Consider the following 13781-nt stretch of genomic DNA (forward strand, 5'->3'; position numbering starts at 1 on the left):
CCCGGCGGGCCGTCTGACGGGAGATCTCCCGGTCGGCGGCCTGGACCTCGCCCAGCGGCCCGGACGACAACCCGACCGGCGGCACCGGGGCCGGAGCGGTCAACACGTCGTCCACGCAGTCGATCATACGTTCGAGTGCAACGTCGCACAAGCCGGTGACCTGCGAGAACAGGGACGGAGAGGGGCCGCTGATTGAGCAACAGTGATCCAGGGCACGCCCTCGACGTGACCCCGGACCGAACAGCCGGCGCGGTCGGCACCCTGCTCCTCTCCGGCCGGCCGCGCTCCTGCTGGCCCCGCCGCATGCACCCGGACGCGATCGCCGACGCCCTGCACGCCGTCGAGGCGCACCGCAACCCCGACGAGCTCACCGGCGAGCCGGAGGTGGCGCTGTGCGGCGTCATCGTCGCCGTCTCCGACGAGCCGTGGCCGGAGACGGACACCGGCGGCCTGTGCCCGAGGTGCCGCGACCTCACGGCGGCCTGAGGTCCCGCCGCACCCGTGCGGGCAGTACGCGATGCGATGCTGCACCCGGCGGGAGGAGGGTGCATGGGACCGGGGACGCTGGTCGCGCTGACGATCCCGGGGCTGGCGGTGCTGCTCGTCGGGCTGGCGCTGGTCGAGCGGGTGGCCTCCGGGCTGCGGCGGAGGAGCCCGTTGCACCGGCGGAGGCGCTACGCGGTGTCGGCCGCGGGAACCGACGTCCTGTCCGGCGCGCTCGAGCCCGGTCGGGTGGTCGACGCCGACGAGCGCAGCGTGAGCGAGGTCCTCCGCGAGGACGAGACCGACGGCGCGCCGCCACACAGCCGGGTGGACCTCGACGCCGGCGTCGCCCACCTGGTCCTGCCGCAGCGGTGAGCCGGGCCAGCGAGGACTCCAACCGCCGGATGCTGCGGGCCCGCGACGAGATGGACCGCTCCTACGCCGAGCCGCTCGACGTGCCGGCGCTGGCGCGCGTCGCCCACGTGTCCGAGGCGCACTTCATCCGCACCTTCCGCGCCACCTTCGGTGAGACGCCGCACCGGTACCTGCAGCGCCGCCGGGTGGAGAGGGCGATGTTCCTGCTGCGCAGCACCGACCGCACGGTCACCGACATCTGCATGGCCGTCGGGTTCTCCAGCCTCGGCACGTTCAGCCGGGTGTTCGCCGACGTCGTGGGGGAGCCGCCGAGCGTCTACCGGCGGCGCGGCCCGCTCGCGCCGGTGCCGAGCTGCTTCGGGATGCGCTGGCTGCGCCCCAGCGAGAAGGCGCGCCCCAGCGAGAGGTCAGCAGTTCCGGAGAAGCCCGGCGACCCCGCCCGCTCCTAGCGTTCTCCCCATGTTGACCTCCATCTCGATCACCTCCCTCTACGTGCTGGACCAGGACCAGGCGCTGGACTTCTACGTCGGCAAGCTGGGCTTCGAGGTCCAGACCGACCAGCAGTTCGGGCCGATGCGCTTCCTGACCGTCGCCCTCCCGTCCGACCCCGGCCACGCGGTGCTGCTGGAGCGGCCCGCGCCGCCGTCGGTGGGCCCGGAGGTCGCCGACCAGGTGCGCGAGCTCGTCACCAAGGGCGCCGGCGGTGGGCACCTGTTCCTCACCACCGACGACGCGCACAAGGCGCACGCGGAGCTCAAGGAGAAGGGCGTCGACCTGCCCGAGGAGCCGGTCGTTCAGCCCTACGGCATCGACTTCGGCCTCCGGGACCCGTTCGGCAACTCCGTGCGCATCGCCCAGATGACCCCGTCACCCACGTCCTGACCGCCCCGAGCGGCCGGACGGCGGTGTCGTCGTCCGGCCGTGGTTGGCCCCCGGTGCGGTGCGGGTCTAGCGTCCGGTGTGACGGTCGTCACGGCCGAGGGGAGCCGCAGGTGCCACTCAGCCGGAGGTCCTTCCTCGCCGGGGCGCTGGCCACGACCGCCGGCGTGCTGGCCGGGTGTGCCGGCACGGTGGTGCAGGCCGGCGACCTCTCGCGGCTGCGGCTCATGGCCCCGGCCAGCCCCGGCGGCGGCTGGGACACCACCGCCCGCGTCTTCCAGCGGGTCGTGCAGACCAGCGGCCTGGCCCGCAACGTGCAGGTCTTCAACGTCGAGGGCGCCGGCGGCACGATCGGCCTGGGCCAGCTCGCCCGGGAGACCGACGACGCGCTGCTGATGATGATGGGCCTGGTCATGGTGGGCGCCGTCGACACCAACGACTCCGCCACCCGCCTGGCCGACGTCACCCCGATCGCCCGGCTCATCGGCGAGACCGAGCTCATCGTGGCCCCGGCCGACGCGCCGTACTCCGACATCGCGGGTTTCGTCGAGGCCTGGGCGGCCGACCCGGCGGGCACCCCGATCGCCGGCGGCTCGGCCGGGGGCACCGACCAGATCCTGGCCGGGCTGCTCGCCCAGGCCGCGGGCATCGACCCCGGGCAGGTCAACTACATCGCCTACTCCGGCGGCGGCGAGTCGCTCGCGGCCCTGCTCGGCAACCAGGTCGCCGCCGGCATCTCGGGCACCGCCGACTACGGCGAGCAGGTCCGCACCGGCGACCTGGTGGGCCTGGCCGTGTCCACGGCGGAGCGCTCCGACCAGGTGCCCGACGTGCCGACGCTGGTCGAGTCCGGGTTCGACGTCGAGGTCGACAACTGGCGTGGGCTCATGGCCCGCCCGGGCATGTCCGACCAGGCGCGCGAGGACCTCACCGCGCTCGTCGTCGACGTCCACGACAGCGACGAGTGGGCCGAGGCGCTGGAGACGAACGGCTGGAGCGACCTGCTGCTGGCCGGCGAGGAGTACGGCGAGTTCCTCGTCGAGGAGGAGCAGCGGGTGCTGGCGATCCTGCGCGAGATCGGCCTGGTGCAGTGAGCGTGTCGCCCGACCCGGACGTCTCCACCCGGGACGCCACCGGGGCACACGCCTCGGCCGGCGGACGCCCGCCCGCGCCGCCGCGCACCGGCGTCAGCCGCGGCGAGCTGGCGATGACCGTGCTGCTCGGCGTCCTCGGCGTCTACCTGCTCCTCGACGCCGCCAACATCGCCATCCCGGGCTCGTCGAACACCATCGGCCCGCGCTTCTTCCCCTACCTCATCGGCGGCGTCGTGCTGGCCACCGCGCTGGCGCTGGGCTTCCGCGTGCTGCGGGGCGACCGCGGGCCCGCCGACGAGAGCGAGGACGTCGACCCCGACGCCCCGACGTCGTGGGTCGCCGTCGGGACCATCGCGGCCGCGTTCCTCGGGCAGGCGCTGCTCATCAACGTCGTCGGCTGGCCGCTGGCGGTCACGCTGATGTTCGCGGTGGTCGCCTGGTCCCTCGGCGCCCGCGGCGTGGTGCGGCCGCTCCTGGCCGGCGGCGTGCTGGCGGTCGTCGTGTGGATCGTCTTCGTCAAGGGCCTCGGCGTCGCCCTGCCCGGCGGCGTCCTCCTCGAGCTCGCCACGAGCTGGTTCTGATGGGCGCCCTGTCCGACCTCCTCGGCGGGTTCGCCGACGCGCTCACCCCGGTCAACCTGCTCTTCGCGCTGCTCGGCGTCGTCCTCGGGACCGCCGTCGGCGTGCTGCCGGGCATCGGCCCGGCCATGACCGTCGCGCTGCTGCTGCCGGTCACCTACACGCTCGAGCCGACGACGGCGTTCATCATGTTCGCCGGCATCTACTACGGCGGCATGTACGGCGGGTCGACGACGTCGATCCTGCTCAACACCCCCGGCGAGTCCAGCTCGATCATGACCGCGCTCGAGGGCAACCTGATGGCCAAGTCCGGCCGCGGGGCCGCGGCGCTGGCCACCGCGGCGATCGGCTCCTTCGTCGCCGGCACCATCGCCACCCTCCTCCTCGCGCTGGTCGCTCCGGTCGTCGTCGACCTGGCGATCGGCATCACGCCCGCCGACTACTTCGCCCTCGCCGTCCTGGCGTTCGTCGCGGTCGCCACCGTGCTGGGCGCCTCGCCGCTGCGCGGGCTGGCCTCCCTCGGGGTGGGCCTCTACCTCGGGCTGGTCGGCACCGACGTGCTCACCGGGCAGGAGCGGTTCACCGTCGGCGTCCCGCAGCTCTCCGACGGCATCGACGTCGTCGTGGTCGCCGTCGGGCTGTTCGCCGTGGGGGAGACGCTCTACGTCGCGTCCCGGCTGCGCCGCGGGCCCGTCGAGGTGATGGCGGCGTCCGGGTCGTACCTGACCCGCGCCGACCTGCGCCGGTCCTGGAAGCCCTGGCTGCGCGGCACCGCGCTCGGCTTCCCGCTCGGCGCGCTGCCGGCCGGCGGCGCGGAGATCCCGACGTTCCTGTCCTACGCGGCCGAGCGGAAGCTGACCAAGCACCCGGAGGAGTTCGGCCGGGGCGCCATCGAGGGCGTCGCCGGGCCGGAGGCGGCCAACAACGCGGCCGCCGCGGGCGTGCTCGTCCCGCTGCTCACGCTGGGCCTGCCCACCTCGGCCACCGCGGCGATCATCCTGGCCGCCTTCCAGGGCTACGGCATCCAGCCCGGCCCGACGCTGCTGTCCACCGAGTCGTCCCTGGTCTGGACGCTGATCGCCTCGCTGCTCATCGGCAACTTCATGCTGCTGGTGCTGAACCTGCCCCTGGCCGGGGTGTGGGTGAAGCTGCTGCGCATCCCGCGGCCCTACCTGTACGCGGGCATCCTGCTGTTCGCCTCGCTCGGCTGCTACGCCGTCAACGCCGACCCGCTCGACCTGGTCCTGCTGCTCGTCATCGGCCTGCTCGGCTTCGCGATGCGCCGCTACGGCTGGCCGGTGGCCCCGGCGGTCATCGGCCTCATCCTGGGCCCGGTGGCCGAGACCAACCTGCGGCGCGCGCTGGCCATCAGCAGCGGCGACCTCGGCGTGCTGGTCGACACCTGGTTCAGCCGCATCGTGCTCGCGCTGGCCGTCCTCGCACTGGTGCTGCCGGTGGTGCTCCGGGCGGTGCGGGGACGGCGGGCGACGCCGGAGGAACTGCAGGCAGGGGAGGGGTTGCGGCACCGGGAGACCGTCGGCGCCCCGCCCGCGGACGAGGAGGAACGGTGAGCCGGCAGCCGGTGGTCGTCGTCGGGCACGTGCCCACACCGCGCGGGCGGGCCGCCCTCGAGCACGGCGTGGAGGAGGCGCACCGCCGCGGCGCCCGGCTGGTGGTGGTCAACAGCAGCCGCGGCGACGCGCTGGTCGACGAGGAGTACCTGCAGGGCGACCCGCTGCGTCGGCTCCAGGACGAGCTGACCGTGTCCGGGCTGCCCTTCGAGCTGCGCCGCCCGATCGGCCGCGACGTCGCCGAGGAGCTCGCCGATGCCGTCTCCGAGACCGGCGCCGACCTGCTCGTCATCGGCCTGCGCCGGCGCTCCGCCGTGGGGAAGCTGCTCATGGGCAGCGCCGCCCAGCGGATCCTGCTGACCGTCGAGTGCCCGATCCTCACGGTGAAGGGCCCGCCCCGCCCCACTTGAGTCCGGGGCGTCACTGCGCTTATCGTCTCTGTGACGGACGTCACGCTCCCGGTTCGGCGTGGCGGGGTCCTCGATGGAGGAGACGCCCATGAGCGCGCTCACGCCCGACTGCGATCCCGACCTGTCCAACTGCGGATCACCGGTGACCGGCCCGCGGATCCGGTCGACCGTGGTCCTGGCCGCGCTCGTGACGGTGGCCGCCCTCACCGTCACCGGTGAGCTCGCCGTGCCCGGGGCCGTGGCGTTCCTCGCCGGCGGCGTCGGGCTGGTCGCGGCGCTCGTGCTCGGCGCGCGCACCGTCCGCCTGGGCCAGCGCGCCGTCGCCGCGGTGCACCTGCCCGCGCTGCACCGCTCGCACCCCGTGGGCTGAGCCCAGGGCCCGCGCTGCGGCGGGCTGGGCGGGACGGCAGGCTGACCTCCGACGACGACGTCCGAGGAGGCCAGCCCCATGACCGACCCCAGCTTCACGACCGCTGCCGACGGTGCCCGCCTGGCCGAGCGCCGCTGGGCGCCCGACGGCGAGGTGCGCGCGACGATCCAGCTGGTGCACGGGCTCTCGGAGCACGCCGGCCGCTACGGGCGCCTCGCCGCGGCCCTCACCGCCCGCGGGTTCGCCGTCGCCGCCCTCGACCAGCGCGGGCACGGGCTGACCGCGGAGTCCACCGGCGGCGGCCGCTTCGGCGACGGCGCCACGAGCGCGCACGTCCTCGACGACGTCCGCGACCTCGGGCAGCGCCTGGCCGACGAGCACCCCGGCGTCCCGCGGTTCCTGCTCGGCCACTCGCTGGGCTCGGCGGTGGCACTGGCCTCGGCCGAGCGCGACGGCGCCGGCCTCGCCGGGCTGGTGCTCTCCGGGCCGATCGGCGTCGCCCCGCACATGGCCGACGCCGTGCCGCAGCTGGAGGCCGCGGTCGCCGCCGGGGCGGGCGACCAGCCGATGGACGCCCTCAGCACCTTCAACACCGCCTTCGAGCCCGCCCGCACCCCGCACGACTGGCTCTCCCGCGACGAGGCCGAGGTCGACGCCTACGTCGCCGACCCGCTGTGCGGCGACGACGTCCCGCCCACGTACGGCTACGGCGCCGGGATGTTCGCCCTGGTCGCCGGCTGCGCGACGCCGGAGGCCGTGGCGGACCTGCCCGGCGGGCTGCCGGTGCTGCTGCTGTCCGGGCAGCGCGACCCGGTGGGCGGCGAGGACGCCGCGCAGGTGACGGCGCTCGCGGACCTCATGCGCGCCCGCGGCCTCGAGGTGGAGCAGCACGTGTACCCCGACGCCCGGCACGAGGTCTTCAACGAGACCAACCGCGACGAGGTGACCGCCGACCTGCTGTCGTGGCTGGAGGCACGCCTGCCCTGAATGACAGCAGTGGAGTTCCCCGGCAGATCGTCGGCGGTCCCACCTACTGTGGAGGGGTGCCCGACCCGTCCACGTACCGCCCGGCGGTCGGGAGCATCCCCGAGAGCCCGGGCGTCTACAAGTTCCGCGACCCCAACGGCCGGGTCGTCTACGTCGGCAAGGCCAAGAGCCTGCGCCAGCGGCTGAACAGCTACTTCGCCGACGTCGCCGGCCTGCACCCGCGCACCCGCCAGATGGTGACGACGGCGGCGAGCGTCGAGTGGACCGTCGTCGGCACCGAGGTCGAGGCCCTCCAGCTCGAGTACAACTGGATCAAGGAGTTCGACCCGCGGTTCAACGTCCGCTACCGCGACGACAAGAGCTACCCGAGCCTGGCGGTGACCCTCAACGAGGAGTACCCGCGGCTGCAGGTGATGCGCGGGCCGAAGAAGAAGGGCGTCCGCTACTTCGGCCCCTACGCCCACGCCTGGGCCATCCGCGAGACGCTCGACACGCTCACCCGCGTCTTCCCCGCCCGCACCTGCTCCAACGGCGTCTTCAAGCGCGCCGGGCAGATCGGCCGGCCCTGCCTGCTCGGCTACATCGGCAAGTGCGCCGCGCCGTGCGTCGGCCGGGTCAGCGCCGAGGAGCACCGGGCGATCGTCGACGACTTCTGCGACTTCATGGCCGGCCGCACCGACCTCATGGTCAGGCGGCTGGAGCGGGAGATGGCCGAGGCCGCCGAGGCGATGGAGTACGAGAAGGCCGCGCGGCTGCGCGACGACCTCGGGGCGCTCAAGCGGGCCATGGAGAAGCAGGCCGTCGTCCTCGGCGACGGCACCGACGCCGACGTCGTCGCCTTCGCCCAGGACGAGCTGGAGGCCGCCGTCCAGGTCTTCCACGTGCGCGGCGGCCGGGTCCGCGGCCAGCGCGGCTGGATCATCGACAAGGTCGAGGAGGTCACCACCGGCGAGCTGGTGGAGCAGTTCCTCCTGCAGGTCTACGGCGGCGTCGACGAGGCCACCGGCGCCACCGAGGCCGGCGAGGCGGTGCCCCGGGAGGTGCTCGTCCCCGAGCTCCCCGACGACGCCGACGTCTACGAGGAGCTGCTCAGCGAGCTGCGCGGCTCCCGGGTGTCGCTGCGCGTCCCGCAGCGCGGCGACAAGCGCAGCCTCATGGAGACCGTCGAGCGCAACGCCAAGGAGTCCTTCGCCCGGCACCGGGTCAAGCGCTCCAGCGACCTCACCGCGCGCTCGCTGGCGCTGTCGGAGCTGCAGGAGGCCCTCGAGCTGCCCGAGGCGCCGCTGCGCATCGAGTGCATCGACATCAGCCACGTACAGCAGACCAACGTCGTCGCCTCGATGGTCGTGTTCGAGGACGGCCTGGCGAAGAAGTCGGACTACCGGCGCTTCTCGGTGCACGAGGGCACCGACGACACCGCGGCCATGGCCGAGGTGGTCCGCCGCCGCTTCGCCCGCCACCTCAAGGAGGAGGCCGACCGGCGCGACGAGCAGGGCATCGCGGCCGAGGAGGGCCGGCCGCGCCGGTTCGCCTACCCGCCGAACCTGCTGGTCGTCGACGGCGGCGCCCCGCAGGTGGCCGCGGCGGCGCGCTCGCTGGACGAGCTCGGCGTCGTCGACGTCGCCGTCTGCGGGCTGGCCAAGCGCATGGAGGAGGTGTGGCTGCCGGGGGAGAGCGACCCGGTGATCCTGCCGCGCACCTCCGAGGCGCTGTACCTGCTGCAGCGGGTGCGCGACGAGGCGCACCGGTTCGCGATCACCTACCACCGGCAGAAGCGGTCGGTCAGCATGCTGGTCTCCCTGTTGGACGACGTCCCCGGTCTCGGGGAGACGCGGCGGAAGGCGCTGATGAAGCAGTTCGGGTCCCTCAAGCGGCTGCGGGCGGCCTCGGTCGAGGAGCTCATGGCCGTCCCCGGCATCGGCCGGCGGACCGCCGAGGCGGTGCTCGCAGCCGTCGCCGAGCCGGCGGCGGAGACGGCGGAGTCCACGACGGCCCCCAGCGGACCGGCCGAGCGGGGCACGCCCCGCGCCGCGGCCGGGGACACCGCCGAGGTCGGCCGGGTCGCCTCGTGAGCGAGGAGCAGCTGACCGGGGAGGGCACCGCCGCACCGACCGGGGAGACCGCCGCGCTCGAGGGCCAGGCGGGGCCGCAGGCCGACGTCCCGGCCGGGCTCGACGCCGCGAGCACCGAGACGCCGCCGGTCGAGGTCGTCGTCGTCACGGGCCTGTCCGGCGCGGGCAAGAACACCGCCGGGCGGGTGCTGGAGGACCTCGGCTGGTACGTCGTCGACAACCTGCCGCCGGCGCTGCTCACGCCGATGGTCGAGCTCGGCGCCCGCGGCGACGTCCGCCGGTTCGCCGCCGTCGTCGACGTCCGCAGCCGCGCGTTCACCAGCGACCTGCAGGAGGCCATCCGGGTGCTCGCCGAGGCCGGGCACAAGCCGCGGGTGGTCTTCGTGCACGCCCGCGACGAGGTGCTCGTGCGGCGCTACGAGTCCAACCGACGCGAGCACCCGCTGCAGGGCTCCGGCCGCATCCTCGACGGCATCACCGCCGAGCGGGCGCTGCTCACCGGCATCGCCGGCGAGGCCGACCTGTGGGTCGACACCAGCGACCTCAACGTGCACCAGCTGCGCGCGACCCTGGAGAACGCCTTCGCGCGGGAGGGCCGCACCCCGCCGCTGACGGCGACCGTGCTGAGCTTCGGCTTCAAGTACGGCTTGCCCCTGGACGCCGACCTCGTCGTCGACGCCCGGTTCCTGCCCAACCCGCACTGGCTGCCCGAGCTGCGCCCGCACACCGGGCAGGACCCCGACGTGCGCGACTACGTGCTGGGGCAGGAGGCCGCGCAGCCGTTCCTCGACCGCTACACCGAGGTGCTGCGGCTGCTGATCCCCGGCTACCGGCGCGAGGGCAAGCGCTACCTGACGCTCGCGGTCGGCTGCACCGGCGGCAAGCACCGCAGCGTCGCCATCGCCGAGGAGTTCGCCCGCCGGCTGGCCGCCGAGGGCATCGACACGGTCGCCCGCCACCGCGACCTGGGCCGCGAGTAGTGGGCGGCACGCCGGCACCCGGGGCGGGGACTCCGCCGCGGGTGGTCGCCCTCGGCGGCGGGCACGGCCTGGCCGCCGCGCTGGCCGCCTGGCGGCAGCTCACGTCCGAGCTGACCGCCGTCGTCACCGTCGCCGACGACGGTGGCTCCTCCGGGCGCATCCGCCGGGAGATGCCGGTGCTGCCGCCCGGCGACCTCCGGATGGCGCTGGCCGCGCTCGCCGGCGAGGACCCCGGCCGGCAGGAGATGGCGCGGCTGCTGCAGCACCGGCTCGGGGGAACGGGCGTCCTGGCCGGGCACCCGGTCGGCAACCTCGTCCTCACCGGGCTCGTGGAGCTGCACGGCGGCGACACCGTCCGCGCCCTCGACGCCGTCTGCGGGCTCGTCGGCGCCTGCGGCCGCGTGCTCCCGATGGCCGACGTGCCGCTGGACCTCGTCGCCCGCGTGGAGACCGTCGACCCCGACGACCCCGCCCGCACCCGCACCATCCGCGGGCAGGTCGCGATCGCCTCCACCCCGGGGCGGGTCCGCGACATCCTCGTCTCGCCGCCCGACCCGCCCGTGCACCCCGACGTGCTGGCCGCGATCGCCGCCGCCGACGTCGTCTCGCTCGGCCCGGGGTCCTGGTACACCTCCGTGCTGCCGCACCTGCTGGTGCCGCGGCTGCGCGCCGCGCTGGCCGCCACGAGCGCCCGCGTCGTCGTCGTGCTCAACCTGGAGCCGCAGCCGGGGGAGACGGACGGGTTCTCCCCGGAGGAGCACCTGCGGGTGCTGCAGGCGCACCTGGACGGAGTGGCGCTGCACACCGTGGTCGCGGATGCGGAATCGGTGGTTGACCGCTGTGGTCTCCTGTCAGCGGTGCGCGAGTGCGGCGCCGAGCTGGTCCTGGCTCCGGTCGCCGCGCCCGACGGCTCACCACGCCACGACCCCGCGCGGCTCTCCGCCGCGCTGGCGACGGTGGTCGGGGCGCGGTGAGGGGGAACGGTCCCAACCGGCGCACCGGCAACGGTGGTGCGCGGACGGTACGAGGGGGAGAGGTGACGCCGAGGATGGCGCCGCAGCAGAGCAGGGGGTGGTCGTCGTGGCGATGACCGCCATGGTCAAGGACGAGCTGTCCCGGGTGGAGTGCACGCGGACCTCCGAGCGGAAGGCCGAGGTCACCGCGCTGCTGCGCTTCTCCGGGGGCCTGCACATCGTGGGCGGCCGGGTCGTGATCGAGGCCGAGCTGGACACCGGCTCGGTCGCGCGCCGGCTGCGCCGGGACATCAGCGAGGTCTACGGCTACACCAGCGGGGTCAGCGTGCTCGCCGGCGGCAACATCCGCCGCGGCGTGCGCTACCTGGTCCGCATCGCCAAGCACGGCGAGGGCCTGGCCCGGCAGACCGGGCTGGTCGACCAGCGCGGCCGCCCGGTGCGCGGCTTGCCGCCGTCGGTGGTCTCCGGCAGCATCAACGACGCCGAGGCCGCCTGGCGGGGCGCCTTCCTCGCGCACGGCTCGCTCACCGAGCCCGGCCGGTCCTCCTCGCTGGAGGTGACCTGCCCCGGCCCCGAGGCGGCCATGGCGCTGGTCGGCGCGGCGCGCCGGCTCGGCATCGCCGCCAAGGCGCGCGAGGTCCGCGGCGCCGACCGCGTGGTCGTCCGCGACGGCGACGCGATCAGCGCGCTGCTCACCCGGATGGGCGCCCACGACGCGGTCCTGGCCTGGGAGGAGCGGCGCATGCGCCGCGAGGTCCGGGCCACGGCCAACCGGCTGGCCAACTTCGACGACGCCAACCTGCGCCGCTCGGCCCGCGCCGCGGTGGCGGCCAGCGCCCGGGTGGAGCGGGCGCTGGAGATCCTCGCCGGCGACGCCCCCGAGCACCTGCTGGTCGCCGGCCGGCTGCGCCTCGAGCACGGCCAGGCGTCGCTGGAGGAGCTCGGGCAGCGCGCCGACCCGCCGATGACGAAGGACGCCGTCGCCGGCCGCATACGGCGTCTCCTGGCGATGGCCGACAAGCGCGCCAAGGACCTCGGCATCCCCGACACCGAGTCCGTCGTCACCGACGACATGCTCGCCCAGTAGCGGCACCACACGAGAGGCCCCGCACCGGTACCGGTGCGGGGCCTCTCGGCTGTCCGGGGTCCTGCGTGTCCGGGTGTCTCACCCCGACGGGTCACCCGGCTCCAGAACGGACGCCGCCGGGCCGAATCTCCCGGCAGCGGCGGGCGAGCAGAGCGCGCCGGGATCTCGAGGAGCCGGGATGACGCCACTGCTGTGGGCGGTGGTCTTCGCCTGCGCGGGGCTGGTGGCGGTCTGCACCGGCGTCCTGGCCTGGCGACGGCGGCACCGCACACCCGCGGCCACCGCGCTCGCGGCCACGATGTCCGGCGTCGCCACCTGGTCGACGGCCGACGCGGTCGTCTACGCGGCCGGCAGCGAGCCGGTGCAGCGCGCCTACGTGCCGCTGCTCATGGCCGCCGTGGGACTGGTCGTGGTGGGCACCTGGGTGCTCGCCCGCACCGTCGCCGACCCCTCGTGGCGGATGACGCCCGTCGCCGCGGCCCTCCTGGCGATCGAACCGGTCCTGCTGGTCGTCACCGGCACCCTCCCGGCCACGCGCGACCTGGTGATCACGGACATGATGTCCGGCGCGGCCGGCGCCGAGTCGCGGGTGACCTTCGGACCGCTGTTCCTGGCCCACACCGCCTACTCGTACGCGCTGATCGGCGTGGCCTACGCGTTCCTGGTCCGCCGCTGGTTCCGTGCCGCCGGCGTCTTCCGCCGCCAGATCGGCATCCTGCTCGGCTCAGCCTGCCTGTCCACGGTGGGCAACGTGCTGTCCGTGAGCTCGCAGCTCGACGGGCACGGCACCGACCTGACGCCTCTGTTCTTCCTGCTCACCGGGCTCGTCGACTGCTGGGCGATCTTCCGCGGCGGCCTGCTCCGGCTGGTCCCGGTCGCCCGGGAACAGGTCGTCGACACCGTGCCCGACGCCGTGCTCGTCGTCGACCCCGACGGCGTCCTCATCGACGGCAACCCCGCCGCCACCCGGATGCTGCGGCGGCTGCGCCCCGAACTCGACGGCGACCTGGTCGGCCGTCCCCTCGCCGAGGTCGCCGGCGCCCGGGCGCTCGCGGTCCTCGGCACCACCGAGTACCGGGACGGCCACCGCGTCGCCGAGGTCCGGCCCGGCGTCTGGCTCGACGTGCGGGACTCCGCCGTCTCCGACCCGCGCGGCCGGGCGCTGGGGCGGATCCTCGTGGTCCGCGACGTCAGCGAGCAGCAGGAGCGCCAGGTCGCCGTCGAGCGGCTCAATCAGCAGCTGGCCGAGCAGGTCGAGGTCATCGAGCGGCTGCGCGCCGTCCTCGCCGAGGAGGCCGTCCGCGACCCGCTGACCGGGCTGCACAACCGCCGCCACCTCGACCGGGCACTGGAGGCCGACCTGGCCCGCCGCCCGCGCACCGGGCAGCTGTCGCTGCTCGTCGTCGACGTCGACCACTTCAAGGCCGTCAACGACCGCTTCGGCCACGCCGCCGGCGACCGCGTGCTCACCGCCGTCGCCGGCACCCTGACCGGCGCCGTCCGCGACGGCGACACCGCCGCGCGCCTCGGCGGCGAGGAGTTCGTGCTCGTCCTGCCCGGCGCCGGGCGCGAGCAGGCGCTGGACCGCGGGGAGCAGGTCCGCCGCGAGGTCGCCGCCGCCCGGCACGCCCTCGACGGCGAGACCGTCACCGTCACCGTCAGCGTCGGCGTCGCGGTCTGCCCGGCCGACGGCACCTCGGCCGCCGCGCTGCTCGAGGCCGCCGACCGCGCCCTGTACACGGCCAAGGCCACCGGCCGCGATCGCGTGGTCGCCGCCGAGCCGACTCCGCGCCCGGCCGTCCCCGCGCCGGCGACGCCGGGCGACCTGCAGGAGCTCGTCCCGGGGGTCTGACCTTCCCCCGGGACGCCCGTGGCCGCGGCCGATAGGGTCGTCGCCGATCGAGGCCGCGCGCCGCGCGGC

General features: G+C 75.1%; 15 protein-coding genes. All 15 read left to right on the top strand.

Annotated elements, in window-relative coordinates:
* The first annotated feature begins 225 nt into the window (after nt 1–225).
* Nucleotides 226–486 carry a hypothetical protein gene (locus tag FN207_RS18190; RefSeq protein WP_142459879.1) on the top strand — a complete coding sequence of 87 codons (261 nt, stop codon included), beginning with the start codon at nt 226–228 and terminating at the stop codon, nt 484–486.
* Between the two features lie 63 nt (nt 487–549).
* A complete protein-coding gene (locus tag FN207_RS18195; protein ID WP_142459880.1) occupies nt 550–858 on the top strand; it encodes a DUF6191 domain-containing protein in 309 nt (102 codons plus the stop codon).
* Nucleotides 855–1307 (top strand): helix-turn-helix domain-containing protein, encoded by a 453-nt coding sequence (locus tag FN207_RS18200; RefSeq protein ID WP_142459881.1) that lies wholly within the window; start codon nt 855–857, stop codon nt 1305–1307. Before FN207_RS18195 ends, FN207_RS18200 begins: the two co-directional genes overlap by 4 nt.
* A 10-nt stretch (nt 1308–1317) precedes the next feature.
* Nucleotides 1318–1740 carry a VOC family protein gene (locus FN207_RS18205; RefSeq protein ID WP_142459882.1) on the top strand — a complete coding sequence of 141 codons (423 nt, stop codon included), beginning with the start codon at nt 1318–1320 and terminating at the stop codon, nt 1738–1740.
* A 110-nt stretch (nt 1741–1850) separates the two neighbouring features.
* The gene (locus FN207_RS18210; protein ID WP_142459883.1) at nt 1851–2831 is read left to right on the top strand and encodes a Bug family tripartite tricarboxylate transporter substrate binding protein; all 981 of its coding nucleotides are present in this window, start codon (nt 1851–1853) and stop codon (nt 2829–2831) included.
* Between the two features lie 2 nt (nt 2832–2833).
* Complete coding sequence (locus FN207_RS18215; protein WP_221888275.1) at nt 2834–3412, top strand: tripartite tricarboxylate transporter TctB family protein; 579 nt, start codon at nt 2834–2836, stop codon at nt 3410–3412.
* On the top strand, nt 3412–4980 hold the full coding sequence (locus FN207_RS18220) for a tripartite tricarboxylate transporter permease (RefSeq protein WP_142459885.1): 1569 nt from the start codon (nt 3412–3414) through the stop codon (nt 4978–4980). The genes FN207_RS18215 and FN207_RS18220 overlap by 1 nt, the downstream gene beginning before the upstream one ends.
* Complete coding sequence (locus tag FN207_RS18225; protein ID WP_246066162.1) at nt 4977–5390, top strand: universal stress protein; 414 nt, start codon at nt 4977–4979, stop codon at nt 5388–5390. Before FN207_RS18220 ends, FN207_RS18225 begins: the two co-directional genes overlap by 4 nt.
* Nucleotides 5391–5478: 88 nt before the next feature.
* Nucleotides 5479–5760 (top strand): hypothetical protein, encoded by a 282-nt coding sequence (locus FN207_RS18230; protein WP_110907310.1) that lies wholly within the window; start codon nt 5479–5481, stop codon nt 5758–5760.
* 78 nt (nt 5761–5838) lie between these two features.
* The gene (locus tag FN207_RS18235) at nt 5839–6747 is read left to right on the top strand and encodes an alpha/beta fold hydrolase (RefSeq protein ID WP_142459886.1); all 909 of its coding nucleotides are present in this window, start codon (nt 5839–5841) and stop codon (nt 6745–6747) included.
* A gap of 56 nt (nt 6748–6803) precedes the next feature.
* Entirely contained in the window at nt 6804–8819 is a 2016-nt protein-coding gene (gene uvrC / locus FN207_RS18240) for an excinuclease ABC subunit UvrC (RefSeq protein WP_142459887.1), read from the top strand.
* A complete protein-coding gene (gene rapZ, locus FN207_RS18245) occupies nt 8816–9799 on the top strand; it encodes an RNase adapter RapZ (RefSeq protein WP_142459888.1) in 984 nt (327 codons plus the stop codon). Before uvrC ends, rapZ begins: the two co-directional genes overlap by 4 nt.
* 41 nt (nt 9800–9840) lie before the next feature.
* Nucleotides 9841–10773 carry a gluconeogenesis factor YvcK family protein gene (locus tag FN207_RS18250; protein ID WP_246066163.1) on the top strand — a complete coding sequence of 311 codons (933 nt, stop codon included), beginning with the start codon at nt 9841–9843 and terminating at the stop codon, nt 10771–10773.
* Nucleotides 10774–10885: 112 nt separating this feature from the next.
* Nucleotides 10886–11860 carry a DNA-binding protein WhiA gene (whiA, locus tag FN207_RS18255; protein WP_425283686.1) on the top strand — a complete coding sequence of 325 codons (975 nt, stop codon included), beginning with the start codon at nt 10886–10888 and terminating at the stop codon, nt 11858–11860.
* 178 nt (nt 11861–12038) lie between these two features.
* Nucleotides 12039–13712, top strand: a complete 1674-nt coding sequence (locus tag FN207_RS18260) for a histidine kinase N-terminal 7TM domain-containing diguanylate cyclase (protein ID WP_142459890.1) — start codon at nt 12039–12041, stop codon at nt 13710–13712.
* The last annotated feature ends 69 nt before the right edge of the window (nt 13713–13781 follow it).

The organism is Geodermatophilus aquaeductus (assembly GCF_900182545.1).
Lineage (GTDB): Bacteria > Actinomycetota > Actinomycetes > Mycobacteriales > Geodermatophilaceae > Geodermatophilus > Geodermatophilus aquaeductus.

Bases quoted from the DNA above. Each gene is read 5' to 3' on its own strand.
- FN207_RS18260 (WP_142459890.1), top strand. From the start codon at position 12,039: ATGACGCCACTGCTGTGGGCGGTGGTCTTCGCCTGCGCGGGGCTGGTG.
- FN207_RS18205 (WP_142459882.1), top strand. From the start codon at position 1,318: ATGTTGACCTCCATCTCGATCACCTCCCTCTACGTGCTGGACCAGGAC.
- FN207_RS18220 (WP_142459885.1), top strand. From the start codon at position 3,412: ATGGGCGCCCTGTCCGACCTCCTCGGCGGGTTCGCCGACGCGCTCACC.
- FN207_RS18195 (WP_142459880.1), top strand. From the start codon at position 550: ATGGGACCGGGGACGCTGGTCGCGCTGACGATCCCGGGGCTGGCGGTG.
- FN207_RS18230 (WP_110907310.1), top strand. From the start codon at position 5,479: ATGAGCGCGCTCACGCCCGACTGCGATCCCGACCTGTCCAACTGCGGA.
- whiA (WP_425283686.1), top strand. From the start codon at position 10,886: ATGACCGCCATGGTCAAGGACGAGCTGTCCCGGGTGGAGTGCACGCGG.
- FN207_RS18235 (WP_142459886.1), top strand. From the start codon at position 5,839: ATGACCGACCCCAGCTTCACGACCGCTGCCGACGGTGCCCGCCTGGCC.